The 19,430-nt window shown below is 44.4% G+C and carries 18 protein-coding genes; 1 reads left to right on the forward strand and 17 read right to left on the reverse strand.

Annotation, left to right across the window (positions count from 1 at the left end):
• Window position 1: 1 nt before the first annotated feature.
• The 9 genes from V8G47_RS12780 to rpsU form a co-directional block, all read right to left on the reverse strand.
• Entirely contained in the window at window positions 2-2,161 is a 2,160-nt protein-coding gene (locus tag V8G47_RS12780) for an HD family phosphohydrolase (protein ID WP_336200461.1), read from the reverse strand.
• 184 nt (window positions 2,162-2,345) lie between these two features.
• Entirely contained in the window at window positions 2,346-3,305 is a 960-nt protein-coding gene (locus tag V8G47_RS12785; protein WP_034757504.1) for a PhoH family protein, read from the reverse strand.
• Between the two features lie 3 nt (window positions 3,306-3,308).
• Window positions 3,309-4,496, reverse strand: coding sequence for a sporulation protein YqfD (gene yqfD, locus V8G47_RS12790; RefSeq protein ID WP_336200462.1), 1,188 nt, complete (start codon window positions 4,494-4,496; stop codon window positions 3,309-3,311).
• A gap of 11 nt (window positions 4,497-4,507) precedes the next feature.
• Window positions 4,508-4,792, reverse strand: a complete 285-nt coding sequence (gene yqfC / locus V8G47_RS12795; RefSeq protein ID WP_336200463.1) for a sporulation protein YqfC — start codon at window positions 4,790-4,792, stop codon at window positions 4,508-4,510.
• 57 nt (window positions 4,793-4,849) lie between these two features.
• The gene (locus V8G47_RS12800) at window positions 4,850-5,308 is read right to left on the reverse strand and encodes a hypothetical protein (RefSeq protein WP_336200464.1); all 459 of its coding nucleotides are present in this window, start codon (window positions 5,306-5,308) and stop codon (window positions 4,850-4,852) included.
• Window positions 5,309-5,338: 30 nt separating this feature from the next.
• The gene (floA, locus tag V8G47_RS12805) at window positions 5,339-6,334 is read right to left on the reverse strand and encodes a flotillin-like protein FloA (protein ID WP_336200501.1); all 996 of its coding nucleotides are present in this window, start codon (window positions 6,332-6,334) and stop codon (window positions 5,339-5,341) included.
• Between the two features lie 27 nt (window positions 6,335-6,361).
• Window positions 6,362-7,672, reverse strand: a complete 1,311-nt coding sequence (locus V8G47_RS12810; RefSeq protein ID WP_336200465.1) for an NfeD family protein — start codon at window positions 7,670-7,672, stop codon at window positions 6,362-6,364.
• Window positions 7,673-7,845: 173 nt separating this feature from the next.
• Window positions 7,846-8,292, reverse strand: a complete 447-nt coding sequence (locus V8G47_RS12815) for a GatB/YqeY domain-containing protein (RefSeq protein ID WP_336200466.1) — start codon at window positions 8,290-8,292, stop codon at window positions 7,846-7,848.
• A 14-nt stretch (window positions 8,293-8,306) separates the two neighbouring features.
• The gene (gene rpsU, locus V8G47_RS12820; protein ID WP_032087602.1) at window positions 8,307-8,480 is read right to left on the reverse strand and encodes a 30S ribosomal protein S21; all 174 of its coding nucleotides are present in this window, start codon (window positions 8,478-8,480) and stop codon (window positions 8,307-8,309) included.
• A gap of 334 nt (window positions 8,481-8,814) precedes the next feature.
• Here rpsU and V8G47_RS12825 point away from each other — a divergent pair, with 334 nt between their 5' ends.
• Window positions 8,815-9,747: a Na/Pi symporter gene (locus V8G47_RS12825; RefSeq protein ID WP_336200467.1), complete on the forward strand. Its 933-nt coding sequence runs from the start codon at window positions 8,815-8,817 to the stop codon at window positions 9,745-9,747.
• Between the two features lie 28 nt (window positions 9,748-9,775).
• Here V8G47_RS12825 and deoC read toward each other — a convergent pair whose 3' ends face one another.
• The 8 genes from deoC to grpE all read right to left on the reverse strand — a co-directional run bounded on the left by deoC (window position 9,776) and on the right by grpE (window position 19,362).
• Complete coding sequence (gene deoC / locus V8G47_RS12830) at window positions 9,776-10,447, reverse strand: deoxyribose-phosphate aldolase (RefSeq protein WP_098439819.1); 672 nt, start codon at window positions 10,445-10,447, stop codon at window positions 9,776-9,778.
• Window positions 10,448-10,624: 177 nt separating this feature from the next.
• The gene (locus V8G47_RS12835; RefSeq protein WP_336200468.1) at window positions 10,625-12,289 is read right to left on the reverse strand and encodes a glycoside hydrolase family 13 protein; all 1,665 of its coding nucleotides are present in this window, start codon (window positions 12,287-12,289) and stop codon (window positions 10,625-10,627) included.
• Window positions 12,290-12,529: 240 nt separating this feature from the next.
• Window positions 12,530-13,864, reverse strand: a complete 1,335-nt coding sequence (gene mtaB, locus V8G47_RS12840; RefSeq protein WP_336200469.1) for a tRNA (N(6)-L-threonylcarbamoyladenosine(37)-C(2))-methylthiotransferase MtaB — start codon at window positions 13,862-13,864, stop codon at window positions 12,530-12,532.
• A gap of 5 nt (window positions 13,865-13,869) precedes the next feature.
• Window positions 13,870-14,616, reverse strand: coding sequence for a 16S rRNA (uracil(1498)-N(3))-methyltransferase (locus V8G47_RS12845; protein WP_336200470.1), 747 nt, complete (start codon window positions 14,614-14,616; stop codon window positions 13,870-13,872).
• A 31-nt stretch (window positions 14,617-14,647) separates the two neighbouring features.
• The gene (gene prmA, locus V8G47_RS12850) at window positions 14,648-15,589 is read right to left on the reverse strand and encodes a 50S ribosomal protein L11 methyltransferase (protein WP_336200471.1); all 942 of its coding nucleotides are present in this window, start codon (window positions 15,587-15,589) and stop codon (window positions 14,648-14,650) included.
• Window positions 15,590-15,613: 24 nt separating this feature from the next.
• Complete coding sequence (gene dnaJ, locus V8G47_RS12855) at window positions 15,614-16,741, reverse strand: molecular chaperone DnaJ (protein WP_336200472.1); 1,128 nt, start codon at window positions 16,739-16,741, stop codon at window positions 15,614-15,616.
• A 185-nt stretch (window positions 16,742-16,926) separates the two neighbouring features.
• Window positions 16,927-18,756 (reverse strand): molecular chaperone DnaK, encoded by a 1,830-nt coding sequence (gene dnaK, locus V8G47_RS12860; protein ID WP_336200473.1) that lies wholly within the window; start codon window positions 18,754-18,756, stop codon window positions 16,927-16,929.
• A 39-nt stretch (window positions 18,757-18,795) separates the two neighbouring features.
• Window positions 18,796-19,362, reverse strand: coding sequence for a nucleotide exchange factor GrpE (gene grpE, locus V8G47_RS12865; protein ID WP_261750299.1), 567 nt, complete (start codon window positions 19,360-19,362; stop codon window positions 18,796-18,798).
• Between the last annotated feature and the right edge of the window lie 68 nt (window positions 19,363-19,430).

Genomic DNA, 19,430 nt, shown 5'->3' on the forward strand with positions numbered 1-19,430 from the left:
CCTATTCTCCTTTTGCTTGAAGTTCGGGGTACTCGATCCTCGGATGGAAGATTCCATTCAATGTTTCACATAGAGACCTCTTCACCGTCTCTAATTGCTTTAATGAAATATCACATTCGTTAAACTGCCCGTCCTGTAGGCGGTCTTGTACAATCGAATGGACAAGCTTTTGAATTTCTGCCTGGGTGGGTGAATTCTTCGACCTGACAGCCGCTTCTACACTATCCGCAATGCTGATGACAGCCGCTTCCCTCGTTTGGGGTTTAGGACCTGGATAGCGATATTCTTCTTCCTTAACATCTTTCCCTTGTTCTTTTGCCTTATAATAGAAAAATTTCAACAATGTCGTTCCGTGATGCTGCTCGGCGATGTCGACGATTTCCTTTGGCAATTTATGTTTCCGGAGCATCTGGGCTCCATCTGAAGCATGACTAATAATAACATCCCGGCTTGTTTCAGGCGAGACCCTGTCATGGGGATTCCCCATATTCAGCTGATTTTCAATAAAGAAATGCGGACGTTTGGACTTTCCCACATCGTGATAATAGCATCCGACCCTCGCGAGCAGTCCGTCAGCGCCGATGGCTTCACAAGCGGCTTCCGCAAGGTTCGCCACCATGACACTGTGGTGATAAGTACCCGGCGCATCGGTCAACAGCTTCTTCAATAACGGCTGTGTAGGACTTGAAAGCTCGACCAGTCTCATGGAGGAAAGAATCCCGAATCCCGCTTCAAAAAACGGGAGGAAACCGATCGTGAGGATGGAAGACATGATACCCGACACAAGGGCAAACACAATATAATACACATATTCACTATTCGAATAGGAAGTACCGCTTAATAGGATTAAAAATCCAAGGATCAGGATATTGACAAGCGCTACGTAGATCCCCGCCCTTAAAATATTCGAACGCTGATTTCGGTTCACAAGGAAAAGAATCCCTGATACACCGCTGAATAACGTATAGATCGCAATTTCGATATCGATGGATCCGGAGAACTGCTGATGAAACACGATACTTGAGCAGGCAGAAAGGATGAATACCATCATCATGGCGATCCGTTCATTCAGTAGGATCCTCAATATCATACCCGTGAACGCTGCCGGGAATATGAAGGCAATGTCGTTGATTTCCAGCTGCTCGATCAGTCCTACGATCTTCATGATCAAGAGTGATATGACAAATACGATGCTTGTCAGTATCAAGTAATTCTGCTTTCTTTCCTCGGTGACTTCAAGTGTGTAGAAGAAATAATATAGTGAACTTATCACCACAAGGACAAAGAGTGCCAGTCCGACATATGGCCTGAAGGAGAATGTATCCTCCACCATTCCAAGAGTCTTCAGGATGCCGTATGTTTTCGGTGTGATCAGCTCCCCGTCCTCGACGATGACGCCGCCTTCAATGATTTCCACCTTTTCCACGTTTGCCTCGGCGAGCTTCTTTAACTCATCCGTTTTTTCAGCATCGTAATAAAGCGTCGGCTCAATCGCGACTTTCCCAAGCTTGACGGCAGCGGTGGATAAATCACCTTTAAATGAATAGTTGGTGATCCGTTGTTCCAGATTCAATTTCGCTTCATTTAATTCTTCCTCTTTCACGCCATTTTCCATGATGATTTTCATTTGTGTGGTCACGATGGTCTCTACACGGGACAGGTCATCTTCTGACGCCTCCAGGAGCGTTATTAACACGTCATCACTCAGACTATTGGTGACATTATTATTCTTATCCTTCGGCAATTTGGCTTTCAGGAGCTTCAACTGTTCAGTTGTATCCGTACTTGCTGGCGGTTTTAGATTTTCCTCATCCTCCGCCTGCTGTTTCGACTCATCTTTCACTTCATATACACTTTCTAACAGAGAGTGAATCAAAGAAGTAGAGTTATCGATCGCCCCTTCTTTCGGGGTATACACACTTGCCACTTCTGCCTTTGCTTCTTCCTTCTTTTTGGCAGTGGCTTCCTTATCGACGAATTTCTTAGGAGCCCTTATCGTAGTGGGGGCATCTTCATATAAATGAATATCCAGCGTTTTCGGTGTCACATTTCCATATAGGACACCGAAAACAATGATGCCCAGCAGCACAAATAAGAGATTGGTAAATAATCGGTAGCTGAGAAAGCTCCTTATTTTAAGTAGAAATGGGTGAGTTTGCATAAAGAACCCCCTGTTATGTATAAACAATTTCGGCTAGTCATAAGTAAAGCATTTAGTAATTATGTAAAATGATAACAGTTTTTGACTTATTTATCTATGTATTGCCCAACAAAAAAAGATTGATCCACAGTCATGCCGGATCTTATGATGGCGGCATGTATCAACTGGATCAATCTCTCATTGTTTATTTTTCAATTGTTTCATAGGCATCGATAATTTTCGCGACCAGCGGATGACGGACTACATCTGCCTGATCGAGGTAAATGAACGACACTCCTTTAACATCTTTTAAAATCCGTTCAGAAGAAATCAATCCTGACTCGCTGCCCCTTGGCAGATCCACCTGGGAACGGTCTCCCGTGATAATCATCTTGGAATCAAAGCCGAGCCTTGTCAGGAACATTTTCATTTGGGCCTTCGTTGTATTCTGGGCCTCATCAAGAATCACAAACGCATCATCAAGGGTACGGCCCCTCATATATGCAAGGGGAGCGATCTCGATGGTACCTCTCTCGATCAGGCGGGCGGTATGCTCCGCTCCCAGTACATCATGCAGGGCATCATATAGGGGGCGGAGATAAGGATCCACCTTCTCCTTCAAGTCACCCGGAAGGAACCCGAGGCTTTCACCCGCTTCCACAGCCGGCCTCGTCAGGATGATTTTCTTGACCTGCCCGTTCTTTAAGGCATGTACAGCCATGACAACGGCTAAGTAGGTCTTCCCTGTTCCAGCCGGCCCGATCCCGAACACCATGTCATGCTTCTTGATGGATTGGATGTATTGGCGCTGTCCCAAGGTTTTCACCCTGATGGATTTACCTTTGGCGTTCTTTGTAATCTCTTCATTGTACAACTCTGTAAAATATTCAAGCGTCCCTTGTCTGCCCATTTCTATGGCATAATGGACATCACGCTGGCCGATATTGATCCCTTTACGGATCACAGCCACCAGTCGATCAGAAATATCAACGGCGAGACTTACATCTTCTTCTTTACCTGAAACCAGCAACTCTTCGCCTCTTGTTACGATCGAAACGTGTAATTCCTGTTCTATTAATTTAAGGTGAGAATCTGAAACACCGAACAAAGCGATGGCTTCATTGGGGTTTTCAAGTTGTAATTTCATTAAGATTTCATCTGACATTCGTTAGTCTCCTTGAATAAGTGGTTGTCCTTCTGCAATATTTTCTATTACTTTGAAGTGAATGGTTACCCTAACTTTACCATTCTCCACCTTTTCTTGCAAAATTTTTTCCCCTCTTATTTCTGCATCTTCCGGAAGCGAGGATTCCAGATTACTTTTAGCAAGCTTTTTTGCAGCCTTGATCGCTTCGGATTTCGTATAGGTCCTTTCCACGTCCTCTTTCTCTTTCATGCTTCGGTCTATATAATACACCGGAAGCTCCCATTTCAAAAAACGCAGTGGCTTTTTCGTTTCTTCCACAACGACGTCCTTGAATTCCGTTTTCCCGAAGCCCCATACCTGGATATTAAATGAACCGAAGCCGAGATAATGTTTTCTTTTTTCGTTTCCGCTGAATACGATAAATCGTGACTTCAACGGGAGTTCAACCGATGTCTTATACCATGTTTCCCCCAGTATCTTCGCTTTCGCCGAGACCCCTTTCGGCTCTTTTTCATTCCCGATCAAACCCGATACAAGGAGCTGCCCTTTATTGACGTAGTCATTGACGTTCACCTGGGGATCCCCTTCTTCTACAAACATGTCGGTGATGACGGCTTTCTTTTTGGCGACAATATGCTGCAGGCCGGTTGATTCAGGGGGCATAGGGGCATTCTTTTCCACGACTTGAAAGTGAAAGGTTGTCCCTTGCAACTCCACCCCTACCCACGTGATATTATTCATCCTGTAGGATAACTCACGCTGAATGTTCTCAACATCGGGGATGGAGAACTGCATTTTCCCCTTGGAAACACCCATCTCCTCCAGTTCCTTTCGTATACTATGTTCGGTTTGAGGTGATGCACCTTTGATCTCGATGCCCCACACCATATTGGAAAGAAGGAATACGATGACGAAGAATGCCAGTCCACCAATCATGAAACCCGAATTTTTCAGCGATCTCTTGAATAGAAAGGGAACCCCCTGCCCTCTTAGAAATGTCACTTTACACTCGGATGTCCGTACCGCTCTTCGGAAGTTATGTACATCTTCTAAGGATAGGTAAAAGGTGATGGTCTCCGTTCCCGCTCTCTTCACATTCCAGATCGGGATACCAGCCCGGAGCAATTGATTGATGACCCGCTCAACTAATCTGCCTTCCATTTTCACAAATACCTTTCCCCTCAGAAAGGTGAACCATTGATTCTTCAAATCCGTCCCTCCTATTGTTCTAAATAGATCACTTCTACGATTTTCCCCTGAAGGAGAATTTCTTCCGGAAGGATCATCTTGATGACAAATTGCTCCCCTTTTATCAGCAGTTGACCCTGTTTAAGCAGGAGCCGTACCTCCCGATCCGTGAAGGTCAAAAGACCCCGGTGATTTTCTATATAGATATGAATTTGTCCAATCATTGTGACGCGAGGAAGGTCCATCATGACATCTTCGGGTAAATCCATTTTCTGTGTCATCCATTTTCGCATATGTTGTAATAAGCTTTTCGCCATAAAAAAAGAACCCCCTTTCATCTCATATTTATGAAATGAAAAGGGGTTTCATCACTTTTATTTTTGATGATGTCGTTTTTTTGATTTGGGAGGGCCGAACACCTCTGAAAAGATAAATCCTTTCACGATATCATCTTCATTTTTGAAATCAAGAATGAGGCCCGAATCTTCCCGAATCCTCTTTGCCCGGTTTTTGTGGGCTTCAAGCTTCCTTGAATATCGCTCTTCTTGTTTCTGAAGGCTGGAAACAGACTCCGCCTCCCTCTTTTTATCTTCCAAACGGGTTTGAATGGAGGAAACAGCCTCTTTTACAGGCTCTTTAAATGACCTTGGTTCCCTCCGTCCGGCTCTTTCCCGCTCAGCTCTTTCCCTGCCTCTTCCAACTGGCTCGGGAGAATCGGGAGAGGCCGTTTGAATCGGCTTCTGCCTCACGGGTTTATTGGATGGAGGCTGTTTCACTTTATTGAATATGGTTGTGATGATCCCGATTAATATAGCAATGATCAATGGCTCCATTGGGAATACTCCTTTCTGAACAAAGGGAGATTACTTATCACTCTTCGGATCTCTTTTATCCCCTGTCAGCTTTCCGATCGAGTCTCTCATTTCTGTATCGGCATCGATATTCTTCAAGTTCATGTAGTCCATCACACCGATGTTACCTGACCTGAGTGCTTCAGCCATGGCAAGGGGTACTTCTGCTTCCGCTTCCACAACTTTCGCTCTCATTTCTTCTACCCTTGCTTTCATTTCCTGCTCATTGGCAACGGCCATCGCTCTTCGTTCTTCCGCTTTCGCCTGGGCAATATTCTTGTCCGCTTCTGCTTGTTCTGTTTGCAGTTCCGCTCCGATATTCTTGCCGATATCAACATCCGCAATATCAATCGAGAGTATTTCAAATGCCGTACCTGCGTCCAGACCTTTCGAAAGCACAGTCTGTGAAATCAAATCCGGGTTTTCCAATACTTTTTTGTGATTGTCGGATGAACCGATCGTTGATACAATCCCTTCCCCGACACGGGCAACGATCGTTTCTTCACCGGCACCACCGACAAGGCGGTCGATATTCGCACGGACCGTAATACGGGCCTTGGCCTTCACTTCGATTCCATCCATTGCCACACCCGCGATGAACGGTGTTTCGATCACTTTAGGGTTAACACTCATCTGAACCGCTTCAAGGACGTCACGACCTGCAAGGTCAATCGCCGCAGCACGCTCAAACGTCAATTCAATATTTGCACGATGAGCAGCGATCAGTGCATTCACCACCCGGTCTACATTCCCTCCGGCAAGATAGTGACTTTCCAGCTGGTTGATCGTTACCGTAATGCCTGCTTTATGGGCTTTAATCAGTGGATTGATCACACGGCTCGGGATAACACGTCTTAATCTCATCCCCACTAGTGTGAAAATACTGATCCTGACTCCTGCCGCGATTGCTGAAATCCACAGCATGACTGGTACAAATGTAAATAATACAGCTAAAACGATAATGCCCACCACAATTGCAACGAGCAGTAGAATCGTACTTGGTCCTATAACCATATTTTCTTACCTCCTAAAATATTATGAAATGTCTCTTACTACAATCCTTGATCCTTCCACTTTCACAATCTTAACCTTTTCACCTGCTTTGATAAAGCCGCCTTCTGTCACTGCGTCGATTCTTTCTTCCTCCACGATGACGGTTCCCGATGGCCTTAAAGGCGTTTTGGTCACGCCGATTCTTCCAATCAAATCCAATCGATTGGCATTAGATACGTATCCGCTTTCTGTGCTGGTGGAATCGTTTAAAATGATTTTGTTAAAAAATTTCATCTTTTTACCAAACACCTTTACAAAGATAATCACTGTTGCAACGGCAATGAATAAAGCGATCAAAAGAGAGATTCCCATTTGCACCATATCGCCCCCTGCCAACATAATACTTGCAAGGATCGCCCCTATACCGAGTACCCCTGCTATTCCACCGGGGAGGAAAAACTCCGCCACTATAAGGATGATACCAATGATGAAAAGAATAATGGTTTCATATCCCGCAAGTCCTGCAACCAAGTGTCCATAAAAGAATAATACAAGGGAAATCAAACCGATAGAACCGGCAATTCCAAAACCGGGTGAATACAGCTCCACAATCAGCCCGATGCTTGCCAGGGATAAAAGAATCGGGACAACGACAGGATTTGTGATGAAGCGGGCGAGTTTTTCCGCGAACGTTTCATCCACCCGTTTCACAGAGGATTTATCCACTCCAAGCGTTTCATACAATTCATCGAGGTTCTTCACTGTCCCCTCTGAATATCCGATTTTCTTGGCTTCCTTTGATCCCAGCGTCAATAATTCACCTTTTTCAATCCCCAGCTCTTCAATGACGAGGGTATCATCTGCCATGGCCAGAGCATATTGAGGATCTCTCCCATTTGACTCAGCGGCACTTTTCATGGCAGACAGCCAGTAGCTCTGGGCTTTCTTATCAGCCGCATTCCCCTCCTGATCAATGACCGCTGCAGCCCCCATCTGTCCATTCGGAACCATATAGATTTCATCTGCATGAAGGGAAATGAACGCTCCCGCAGACAGGGCATGGTCGTTTACAAACGCAATCGTTTTTGCATCGATCCCATCCAGGAGCTGCCCGATTTCGCCAGCGGCATCTACCAATCCGCCGGGTGTATCAATATCGAAAATGATCAGTTCTGCATTATGGTCTTCCGCATCTTTAATCGCTCTTTCCAAAAAGGCATGAAGTCCCCTTTCCACTTCCTTTTGAATGGGGATCACGTATACCCTATCCGAATCCGCGGCTGAACTGATCAGCGGCTGAATAAAGCTGCATCCAAGAATCAGCATCAATAATACAAGTATACTTCTCCTCAACTTAACCCCCTCGTTTCAGGTAATATTCCTTGATACCTTATGTACGGATGACCCATTAAAAAAGTTTCATCTTTTTGAAAAAATATGTTACAAAAAATGTTCGGGCCCCCTTTCAATCTGAAATCGATTTTAAAAAAACCGGAAAGCATAAAAGCTTTCCGGTTTCTTTAATCTTATGATAGATGTTGAAGAACAAGTTTGTTGACGAGAGCCCCATCGGCTTTCCCTTTTAATTTAGGCATGATTGCTCCCATCACTTTGCCCATATCGGCTTTAGAAGTAGCACCTACCTCCACTACCGTCTGTTCGACAATAGCAGAGACTTCTTCTTCTGAAAGCTGCTTAGGCATATATATTTCGACGTAAGTCAGTTCTGTTTGAATTTTTTCAACGAGGTCTTCGCGACCAGCGTTTTGAAATTCCTGGAGGGAGTCTTTCCGTTGCTTCACTTCTCGAGAAAGGACAGTCAACTCTTCGTCTTCAGAGAGTTCCTGTTTCCCATGTTTGATGGCTTCATTTTGAAGTGAAGCCTTAAGCATGCGGATAACGGAAAGCTTCTCTTTTTCTTTATTTTTCATCGCTTGTTTCATATCATCATTTAAACGATTGAGAAGACTCATACTTACACCCTCTCTTAGAACTTACGCTTTCTTGCAGCTTCTGATTTCTTTTTGCGTTTTACGCTTGGCTTTTCATAAAATTCGCGCTTTCTAAACTCTTGTAAAGTTCCTGTTTTAGAAACTGAGCGTTTGAAGCGACGAAGAGCATCTTCAAGCGATTCGTTTTTACGAACAACTGTTTTTGACATCTCTCTTTCCCTCCCTCCGAACACACTACACTTACATGTTCAAGTCAAGAAATGGTTTGTACCAATTTCTTAAGACGCAGGATTATCTGACGTCCTTTACTTCACCAATTGGTTATGGCTTTGCCCTTGCCTAATTGTCACAAGGGGACAGAAAGTGTATGTCTTTCTTGGATGGATTCTTTAATAATATAAAGAAATCCATGTACTTTGCCATTATAATATATGATATGTGTCAGGTCAACAATTTATCATAAAACACTTATATAAATAGGCATGTCTCACTCATTTCCCCCATACATTTGTATTAATCGTACTGGTGTACAGGAGGAATTCAATGATCTTACATGGAATCGCCTTTATTTTTTTTATCTTATGTTTCTTATTCGGCATGACCTGGCTAAGGTCGGGGCTATTTAATATTGCAAATCAGAAAATCAAGACTTGGCTTCACTATCTCACGAGCACCCCTGTCAAGGGTGTCATGACAGGCACCGTTGTCACAGCCTTTATTCACAGCAGCTCAGCCGTCATGGTCCTCACAGTGGGACTTGCTTCCTCCGGTCTGATCCCTTTCCGTCAAACCATCGGGATCATGCTCGGTTCGAATATCGGTACCACTTTCACTCTTGAAATGTTCACCCTGGATATGAACTATCTCATTGTTCCATCCATGATCATCGGATGTGTATTGTATTTTTTCAGATCTCCTCAAATCAAAAGCAGCGGTATGATCTTCATAGGTTTCGGATTGATCTTTACATCGATCCGGGCCATTCAATGGCTTGCAACGCCTTTGACGACCCACGAATCATTGCGTTCTTACATGATTCAGGTTAATGAACATCTTGTCCTCGCATTACTGATTGGATGCGTGTTGACGGCCATCATCCAATCGAGTACCATCGTTACAGGCGTGACGATGGGGTTTCTGGCTGCTGGTTCGATTGATCTTCATGCAGGGATAGCCATCATGCTCGGTGCCAATGTCGGGACCTGTATCACAGCCTTTATTGCAAGCATCGGCGGCGGCATCCAGGCAAAGCTGACGGCATACGCCCATATCTGGCTGAATGTGATGGGTGTGGCACTTTTCATCCCTTTCATCCCCTTACTTGGGTCGGTTGTAGGAACGCTCGCTGATTCTGCGGATTTGCAATTGGCCCATGCCAGTGTCCTATTCAACCTTATATGCTCCCTGCTTGTTCTTCCATTCGCCAATTCGTTTGCCCGGTTAATCGAAAAGGTCCACCTTCCAAAAAAAAACTGAGCGGATACCCGCTCAGCTTTTTATCTTATTAATAATCTGAATCGCTTGTTAAACCTTGGACGATTTTCACACCTGAGCTCGCTCCTAAACGAGTAGCCCCTGCTTCGATCATCGCTTGTGCGTCTTCAAGGGAACGTACTCCGCCTGAAGCCTTCACGCCGATATCAGGTCCAACTGTTTTTCTCATTAAAGCGATATCTTCAACCGTTGCTCCACCAGTCGAGAAGCCGGTCGATGTTTTCACATAGTCCGCTCCCGCTTCCACAGCAAGTTGACAAGCTTTCACTTTTTCTTCATCTGTCAGAAGACATGTTTCGATGATGACTTTAGAAAGGGCTTTTCCTTTAGAAGCTGCAACAACCGCTTCGATGTCACGTTTTACCAATTCGTGGTCTCCACTTTTCAGTGCACCGATATTGATGACCATGTCGACTTCCGTTGCCCCTTTTTCGATTGCGTCTTTTGTTTCGAATGCTTTCGTTTCAGGTGTAGAAGCTCCAAGCGGGAACCCGATCACCGTACATACCTTCACTTCTGTACCGCTTAATAATTCGCTTGAATATTGTACCCAAGTAGGGTTTACACACACAGAAGCAAACTTGAATTCTTTCGCTTCCTGGCAAAGCACCTCCACTTGATCTTTTGTTGATTCAGGTTTAAGTAAAGTATGATCGATCATACTTGCAATGTTCATAGTCATTGATTATCTCTCCTTTAACAGTTGTCCGTACCTCTCTTATCATACCAAAACTATGAGAAAAAGACGAGCAATTTATAGTATCTCCCAAAATAAAGAAAACCTTTTCATATGTTCTGAAATGACATTTTCAGAAAGAAAGAAAAAACAACCCCGGAGCGAGCCGGGGTTGTAACGTATTTATTTTAGTCGGTATACTCTCGCCTCGTATGGTTTGAGGGTTAATTTGCTCAACTCTCCATGGTTCTCCACTTCATAGTTATTCAATAGAAGGTTCTCTGATGATACGTTAAGTTTACCAAGGTCACAAACGGCGTTCTTAGTGGAAAGGTTTGTGATGACGACCATGGATGTGTTTTCTCCAGTGCGGGTATAGGCATAGATTTGCTTGTCTTTTTCAAGGAGCAGATCATAGATTCCGTACGTGAAGACGTCTTCCCTTTTCTTAAGTTGAATCATTTTCTTGTAGAAGTTGAGTATGGACTTTTCATCTTTTTCCTGTGCTTCTACGTTGATCGTCTTATAGTTTGGGTTCACTTTCATCCAAGGTGTACCAGTTGTGAATCCGCTGTTTTCCCCGGCTGACCATTGCATCGGTGTTCTGCTGTTATCACGGGAGGAAGCCCAGATGATTTCCATGATGTCTTGATGAGGCACCCCTTCTTCACGTTTAAGACGGTATAGATTTTTTACGGCAACATCATCATAGTCTTCGATGGAAGGAAATTGAACGTTCGTCATGCCGATTTCCTGTCCCTGATAGATGAAAGGTGTCCCCTGCATCAGGAAATACATGGCGGCCATCGCTGTTGCACTTTCTTTCCAATATTCCTTGTCATTGCCCCAAGTCGAAACCACGCGGGCTTTATCATGATTCTCGATGAAAAGGGCATTCCAGCCGTTTCCTTCCAGCCCTTTCTGCCAACGCGTCAGCACCTTTTTCAATTCCACGATGTCTAGATCCGGATTTGTTTCCGCATCCCACAATCCAAGATGCTCGAATTGAAAGATCATATCCATCTTTCCGTTCTCTTTACCGACCCATAGTTCCGCTTCATCTGCCTTCACGCCGTTTGCTTCTCCAACCGACATCACATCATAATTGGCAAACGTACGATCCTTGAATTCCTGAAGGAACGTATGGATCCCTTTTTGATTCATATGCATGTCAAAGGAAGAAACGTATTTTTCCTTCTTTGGATTCGGCATATCCGGCAGACCCGCCCGCTTTTTAATATGACTGATGGCATCGATTCTGAAGCCGTCGATTCCTTTATCCAACCACCAATTTACCGTGTCATATAGTGCCTCACGCACTTCTTCGTTTTCCCAGTTCAGATCCGGCTGCTTTGTCGAGAAGACATGGAGGAAGTATTGGTCCGTTTCTTCATCATATTGCCAGGCAGATCCCCCGAAAATGCTTTCCCAGTTATTCGGTTCTTTCCCTTTCACGCCATCTCTCCAAATATACCAATCACGCTTTGGGTTGTCCTTGGAACTCTTTGACTCGATGAACCAAGGGTGTTCATCACTGGTATGATTCAGGACAAGATCAATGATCAGTTTCATATCCCGATTATGAACTTCTTTCAATAGCTGGTCGAAGTCTTCCATCGTTCCGAAGTCTTCCATGATATCCTGATAATCCGAAATATCATAACCATTATCATCATTGGGAGATTTATACATCGGACAGATCCAAATCACATCGATCCCTAACTCTTTAATATAATCCAAACGTTGGATGACTCCCTGTAAGTCCCCGATTCCGTCACCGTTTGAATCCTGGAAACTTCTCGGATAGATTTGGTATCCCACTGCCTCTTTACGCCATGCCTTTTTCATCGTAACACCTCATCAAAGTATAGTAAGATACAAACGCTTACATTTAATGCAATCGTTTGCACTATCATTTAAAAAAAAGACTCTTTTCAAATATTCGATTAACAATACTAGTTTACAACCTTCTTCTGCACTAATCAATAGATAATTAGATTCTAACCCAAAAAAGAAAGTGGTTACAAAGTATTATTGTGCAAAAATAAATGCAGGGCACCCGAGCGAAACGTCAGGTGCCTTCATCTATTAAATGGCTGCTTTTTCTTCTGAATCTTCAAGTACTCGCACAAATTGGCCTTCATTTAGGGGATAACCTGCTTTGGTGAGTTTCACTTTTACAAGCTTCCCTACCATCTCTTCCGTTGCAGGGAATACCACTTTCAAGTAGTTATCCGTGTATCCTACATAGAGGTCATCCTGATAGATTTCTTCAGGGATTACCTCCAACACTTCGTTTTCGAACTCTGAAGCGTATTCTTTCGCTAATTGGTTCGAAAGTTCAATTAAACGGTGGACGCGTTCGTTCTTGATGTCTTCATCAATCTGATCGTCCATTCGGGCAGCGGGCGTGCCTGTCCGTTTTGAATAAGGGAAAACGTGAAGCTCAGAGAATTTATGCTCTTTGATGAAATGATACGTTTCCATGAATTCTTCTTCCGTTTCACCCGGGAAACCAACAATGACATCGGATGTGACGGCAAGTCCGGGAAGCGCTTTTTTAAGCTTCTCTAAACGCTCGGCAAAGAATTCCATCGTATATTTTCTGCGCATTCTCTTAAGGACCGTGTTCGATCCTGATTGAAGTGGAATGTGCAGATGCCTTACCACGATATCGGATTGATCGATTACTTCAATGACTTCATCCGTCAATTGACTCGCTTCGATGGAAGATATGCGAATTCTCTTGAGACCCTTCACCTTTTGCTCAAGATCTTTAAGGAGCATAGCAAGATTGTAGTCTTTCATGTCCTCTCCGTATCCGCCTGTATGGATCCCTGTCAGGACAATTTCTTTGTATCCTGCATCTACAAGCTGCTGAGCCTGGTGAATGACTTCTTCAGGGTCGCGGGATCTCATCAGTCCACGTGCCCATGGAATGATACAGAACGTACAGAAATTGTTGCAGCCTTCCTGAATCTTAAGGGAGGCACGGGTACGGTCCGTGAATGCCGGGACATCCAATTCCTCATACACCCGATTCTTCATGATGTTCGTGACTCCATTGATTGGTTGACGCTCTTTTTTATATTCCTCGATGTACGTAAGCATTTTCCTGCGATCCTGTGTGCCGACAACGACATCGACTCCCGGGATGGCCATGATTTCGGCCGGGGACGTTTGGGCATAGCATCCTGTTACACAGATGACCCCTTCAGGATTTTTCCGGATGGCACGGCGGATGACCTGCCTGCTCTTCTTATCTCCTGTATTGGTTACGGTACATGTATTGATGACATACACATCTGCGATCGAGTCATATTCTACACGTTCATATCCTTCTTCTTTAAATAGTTGCCAGATGGCTTCAGTTTCGTAGTGGTTCACTTTACACCCTAGAGTGTGAAACGCTACTGATGGCATTGCAATCACCTCATAAGTTCTAATTGATAGCTGATGGCTGAGAGAACATACAATGGAGCAGTCTCCGTTCGGAGGATCCTAGGGCCAAGGCCGCATGTAAGAAAGCCCCCGTTTTTCAACAGCTCTATTTCTTTCTCCGATAATCCACCTTCAGGGCCGAATACGACCAGTACACTTTGCCCGTTACCGATGGAGGACAACACCTTTGACAGGTTCCCTTTCTCACCGGCGCGTGCTTCTTCTTCATATGCGACAAGTTTATAATCGAAATTTGCCTGAATCAATTGTTTAATTGAAACGGGTGCAGAGACCTCAGGGACGAGAAGTCTATGGGACTGTTCAGCCGCTTCCTTCACGATCTTTTCCCAACGCTCTGTCTTTTTCTTTGCTTTTTTTTCGTCCCATTTCACAATGGAGCGATCCGCATTAAAAGGGATAAATTGAGTGGCTCCAAGCTCTGTTCCCTTTTGGAAAATCAACTCCAATTTATCCCCTTTCGGCAGTCCGCTCGCAATGGTTACTTTAATTGGTAATTCTTTCGTCGATGTTTCCCATTGTACTATTGAAAGCTTGACTGCGTCACTGGAAATCGTTTCAATACGGGTGATCGCTGATGCCTGATCTTTGAAGACAACGAATACTTCATCCTGTTCCTTCATCCTCATGACACGGACAATATGATGATAATCATCCCCCGTGATCATAATCGGATCATTTTCTCGATATAGGTCTCCTATAAAATATCGTTGCATACAGTTTCAACTCCACCGTTTTTACTTTGTTTTATTCAGGCTTGATTGCGATGATCGCAACCCAGTCTTCCATTACCATGATCTCTTCGATCTGGAAACCGGCAGCCTCCAATGAGTCACGTACTTCCTGCTTTTTAGGCTGGATGATTCCGGAAGTGATAAAATATCCACCCGGCTTCACAAGCTCATATGCGTCTTCTGTAAAGCGAAGGATGATTTCAGCCAGGATGTTCGCCACGATCACATCAGCCTGCCCGGTCACCCCGTTCAATAGATTATTGGCATCCACAGATACCGTTTCCTGTACTTTGTTCAACTTAACATTCAGCCTTGCTGAACGAACCGCGACTTCATCCAGATCATATGCACGTACCTGGTCTGCAGCTAATAGTGCCGATGCAATGGATAATACACCTGAGCCCGTACCAACATCAATGACGGAATCATGTTCTTTTACGATTCGCTCCAGTGCCTGGATACACATGACGGTAGTCGGGTGCGTACCCGTTCCGAACGCCATGCCCGGATCCAGTTCAATGATGAGTTCATCACTATGAACCGGAGTATAATCTTCCCAGGTTGGAACAATCGTAAATTTATCGGAAATCTTCACCGGGTGGTAATATTTCTTCCAAGCAGTAGCCCACTCTTCTTCATTCACTTCAGAAATCTCCACTTTATTTTCACCAATGTCGATATCATACGTAACGAGGTTCGTGATGCCCTGCTTAATCTCGTCAACGGTTTCACCAAGGAAACTATTGACGGGCAAATAGGCTTTGACCATGACGCCGTCAGTTGGGTAGTCATCAGGGTTGAGTTGGTAGATCTCCCCGAACATATCTTCTCTTTCCTTAACTAATTCGGCGGGGTCTTCAATGACCACACCGCTTGCCCCTGATTCGTGAAGAATGTTTGAAATCGGCTCAATCGCTTCATTCGTTGTAAGAATACTGATTTCTGACCATTTCATTGATCTACCAACTCCGCTCTTTAGTTATTCGCCTTTAAAGGCCTTTTTTACTTTTTCAAAGAAGCTTTCATGCTGTTCATCAGGAATTTGACCGCTGATGTCTGCAAATTCTCTCAATAATTGTTTCTGCTTATCCGTCAGCTTGGAAGGCGTGACCACTTTCACCTGTACATGCTGATCCCCTGTACCGTAACCACGTACATTCGGTACTCCTTTGCCTTTCAAGCGGAATCTCGTACTCGTCTGAGTTCCTGCAGGGACTTTCAGCTTTACTTTACCGTGTAAGGTCGGTACTTCAATTTCATCACCCAATGCTGCCTGGGCAAACGTTACAGGCATTTCGCAGTAGATATCATCTCCGTTACGCTCGAAGAAGTCATGTGAACGGACGTGGAAAACCACATACAGGTCACCCGCAGGGCCGCCATTGATACCCGGTTCCCCTTGACCTGTCACGCGCAGTTGTTGTCCATCATCGATTCCAGCAGGGATCTTGACAGCGATTTTACGACGTTTCTGTACTTTACCCGCACCGCCACACGTTGAACATTTTTCCTTGATTTGTTTACCTGTACCGTTACAGTAGTGACAAACCCTTCTGTTCACAATGCGGCCGAATGGTGTATTCTGCTCGACATTCAATTGACCGGATCCATTACAGTGAGAACATGTATTGACCTTTGTCCCAGGCTTCGCTCCCGAACCATGGCACGTATCACACTCTTCTTCTCTCGGAATTTCGATTTCGGTTTCTTTCCCGAATACCGCTTCTTCAAATGTCAGAGACATCGTGTATTGAAGGTCCGCCCCTTGACGGGGAGCATTTGGATCTCTTCTGCGGCCGCCGCCTCCACCGAAGAATGTATTGAAGATATCCTCGAAACCACCGAAACCGCCGCCGCCAAAGTCAGCGCCGCCGCCGAATCCCTGGTTAGGGTCCGTGTGACCGAAACGATCATACTGAGCGCGCTTCTGATCATCACTTAACACTTCATACGCTTCCGATATTTCTTTGAACTTCTCATCCGCATCCGCTTCTTTATTAATATCCGGATGATATTTTTTGGAGAGCTTGCGGTATGCTTTCTTCATTTCGTCTTTTGAGGCGTCTTTTCCAACCCCAAGAACCTCATAATAGTCCCGTTTACTCATTAAAACACCACTCCCGAATCCTTTGCATAAAGGTTATTTTAACATTGAGCTTCGACTATTATCAATAAAAACTCAACATTCCTTACTTTAGTTTGTGTCTGTTGATTGAAGGTTTCCTTCAATCATAGAAAAAGTCAAAGCCAAGAACCGCCCTGACTTTGACTTTTTCGTTCGTTTACACCTGATTATTTCTTGTCGTCATTTACTTCTTCATATTCCGCGTCGACCACATCGTCATCTTTCGAAGCTTCGCCTTCAGCGCCTTGAGCTGCCTGAGCATCCGCTTGAGCCTGCTCATAAAGCTTCATCGTTAAGCTTTGAACGATTTCCTGCAATGCGTCTTTCTTTTCGCGGATAAGATCAAGAACATCTTTCTCGATCGCTTCTTTCAATTCAGCTTTCGCATCTTCCGCTTTTTTCACTTCATCTTCTTCTACTTTGCCTTCAAGATCTTTTAACGTTTTTTCCGTTTGGAAAACAAGTTGGTCGGCTTCGTTGCGAAGTTCAACTTCCTCTTTACGTTTCTTATCTGCTTCGGCATTTTCTTCGGCTTCTTTCACCATGCGCTCGACTTCATCATCTGAAAGGCCTGTAGAAGATTTGATTGTGATGTTTTGCTCTTTGCCTGTTCCAAGGTCTTTCGCACTAACATTTACAATACCATTCTTATCGATATCGAATTTCACTTCGATTTGTGGAACTCCACGCGGTGCCGGTGGAATGTCTGATAATTGGAAACGTCCAAGCGTTTTGTTGTCCGCAGCCATTGGGCGCTCACCTTGTAATACGTGAATGTCAACAGCAGTCTGGTTATCAGCGGCAGTCGAGAATGTTTGGGATTTAGACGTCGGGATCGTCGTGTTACGCTCGATCAGCTTCGTAGATACTCCACCCATTGTTTCGATACCGAGTGATAGTGGTGTAACGTCAAGTAATACAACGTCTTTTACATCTCCAGTCAGAACTCCACCTTGAATGGCTGCACCCATCGCTACAACTTCGTCAGGGTTAACACCTTTAGATGGCTCTTTACCTGTTTCTTTTCTGATTGCTTCCTGTACAGCAGGGATACGAGTCGATCCACCGACAAGGATGATCTTATCGATTTCACTTGCAGAAAGACCGGCATCTTTCATTGCTTGACGAGTTGGTCCCATTGTACGTTCTACAAGGTCAGATGAGATTTCATCGAATTTCGCTCTTGAAAGAGTCACTTCCAAGTGAAGTGGTCCTGCTTCTCCAGCTGTGATGAAAGGAAGTGAGATTTGAGTTGAAGTCACTCCTGAAAGATCTTTCTTCGCTTTCTCCGCTGCGTCTTTCAAACGTTGAAGGGCCATTTTATCCTTTGAAAGATCGATTCCGTTTTCTTTTTTGAATTCAGCCACAAGGTAATCGATGATCACTTGGTCAAAGTCGTCCCCACCAAGACGGTTGTCACCGGCAGTCGAGCGTACTTCGAATACTCCGTCACCAAGTTCAAGGATAGATACGTCGAACGTACCGCCACCAAGGTCGTATACAAGGATCGTCTGGTCTTGATCCATTTTATCAAGTCCGTATGCAAGTGCTGCAGCAGTCGGCTCATTGATGATACGCTCAACTTCAAGACCTGCGATTTTACCTGCGTCTTTTGTTGCTTGACGTTCTGCGTCGTTGAAATAAGCAGGTACTGTGATAACCGCTTTTTCAACTTTTTCCCCAAGGTAATCCTCTGCATATGATTTCAAGTGTTGAAGAATCATAGCTGAGATTTCCTGTGGCGTATATTCTTTTCCTTCTGCTTCTACTTTATGGTCAGTTCCCATGTGACGTTTCACTGAGATGATTGTGTTAGGGTTTGTGATCGCTTGGCGCTTTGCCACTTCCCCAACTTGCTTTTCACCATTTTTGAACGCTACGACTGAAGGCGTTGTGCGGTTTCCTTCTGCGTTTGCAATGACCTTCGGCTCTCCGCCTTCAAGTACTGATACACATGAGTTTGTTGTACCTAAGTCAATACCGATAATTTTACTCATAGTAAGAATCCTCCCTGTTTTGTATATGTAATGTCTTGTTTATTGACTGACCTTCACCATGGAAGGACGAATTACTCTGTCTTTCAGTTTGTATCCCTTTTGGAATTCCTCGACAACGATATTACTATCGTAGTTTTCATCTTCCACCTGCATGACAGCTTGATGCATATGAGGGTCAAACTCCTGACCTACCGCTTCAATCGGTTCCACTCCCTCTTTCTTAAGGGCTTCAACAAGACTTCTGTGAACCATTTCCATTCCTTGAAGCAGTTGTTTCGTTTGCTCATTATCAGCTTCTATATTCAAAGCACGTTCGAAATTATCCAGTGCCGGTAATAGTTCCGTAATCAGTCCTTGAGCACGATACTTTTCCTTCGATTCGTTTTCCACGTTAATGCGACGGCGGAAATTATCGAAATCGGCTCTTAAACGAAGATAACGATTTTCAGACTCATTCAGCTTTTCCTCTAATTGTGAAAGCTCATCTGATTCTTGCTGCTCTTCAAGCACTTCTTCAGCTTGAGGTTCTTCAGCGAATACTTCTTCCACCGCTTCGCCTTTTTCCTCTTTCGCTTCCTGCTGCTCTTGTTTCGTTTCTTCAGACATAACATTCACCTCCTTAAAAATGTGATCCTTTAAAGCGCTCGTATGAAGGCTCCGAAACGTCTGTAGAG

Source organism: Rossellomorea sp. LJF3 (assembly GCF_037046045.1).
Lineage (GTDB): Bacteria > Bacillota > Bacilli > Bacillales > Bacillaceae_B > Rossellomorea.

Excerpts from the sequence above, each read along its gene's own strand:
- V8G47_RS12780 (WP_336200461.1), bottom strand. The coding sequence starts at position 2,161 with ATGCAAACTCACCCATTTCTACTTAAAATAAGGAGCTTTCTCAGCTAC.
- V8G47_RS12785 (WP_034757504.1), bottom strand. The coding sequence starts at position 3,305 with ATGTCAGATGAAATCTTAATGAAATTACAACTTGAAAACCCCAATGAA.
- yqfC (WP_336200463.1), bottom strand. The coding sequence starts at position 4,792 with ATGGCGAAAAGCTTATTACAACATATGCGAAAATGGATGACACAGAAA.
- V8G47_RS12800 (WP_336200464.1), bottom strand. The coding sequence starts at position 5,308 with ATGGAGCCATTGATCATTGCTATATTAATCGGGATCATCACAACCATA.
- V8G47_RS12815 (WP_336200466.1), bottom strand. The coding sequence starts at position 8,292 with ATGAGTCTTCTCAATCGTTTAAATGATGATATGAAACAAGCGATGAAA.
- rpsU (WP_032087602.1), bottom strand. The coding sequence starts at position 8,480 with ATGTCAAAAACAGTTGTTCGTAAAAACGAATCGCTTGAAGATGCTCTT.
- V8G47_RS12825 (WP_336200467.1), top strand. The coding sequence starts at position 8,815 with ATGATCTTACATGGAATCGCCTTTATTTTTTTTATCTTATGTTTCTTA.
- deoC (WP_098439819.1), bottom strand. The coding sequence starts at position 10,447 with ATGACTATGAACATTGCAAGTATGATCGATCATACTTTACTTAAACCT.
- V8G47_RS12835 (WP_336200468.1), bottom strand. The coding sequence starts at position 12,289 with ATGAAAAAGGCATGGCGTAAAGAGGCAGTGGGATACCAAATCTATCCG.
- mtaB (WP_336200469.1), bottom strand. The coding sequence starts at position 13,864 with ATGCCATCAGTAGCGTTTCACACTCTAGGGTGTAAAGTGAACCACTAC.
- V8G47_RS12845 (WP_336200470.1), bottom strand. The coding sequence starts at position 14,616 with ATGCAACGATATTTTATAGGAGACCTATATCGAGAAAATGATCCGATT.
- prmA (WP_336200471.1), bottom strand. The coding sequence starts at position 15,589 with ATGAAATGGTCAGAAATCAGTATTCTTACAACGAATGAAGCGATTGAG.
- dnaJ (WP_336200472.1), bottom strand. The coding sequence starts at position 16,741 with ATGAGTAAACGGGACTATTATGAGGTTCTTGGGGTTGGAAAAGACGCC.
- dnaK (WP_336200473.1), bottom strand. The coding sequence starts at position 18,756 with ATGAGTAAAATTATCGGTATTGACTTAGGTACAACAAACTCATGTGTA.
- grpE (WP_261750299.1), bottom strand. The coding sequence starts at position 19,362 with ATGTCTGAAGAAACGAAACAAGAGCAGCAGGAAGCGAAAGAGGAAAAA.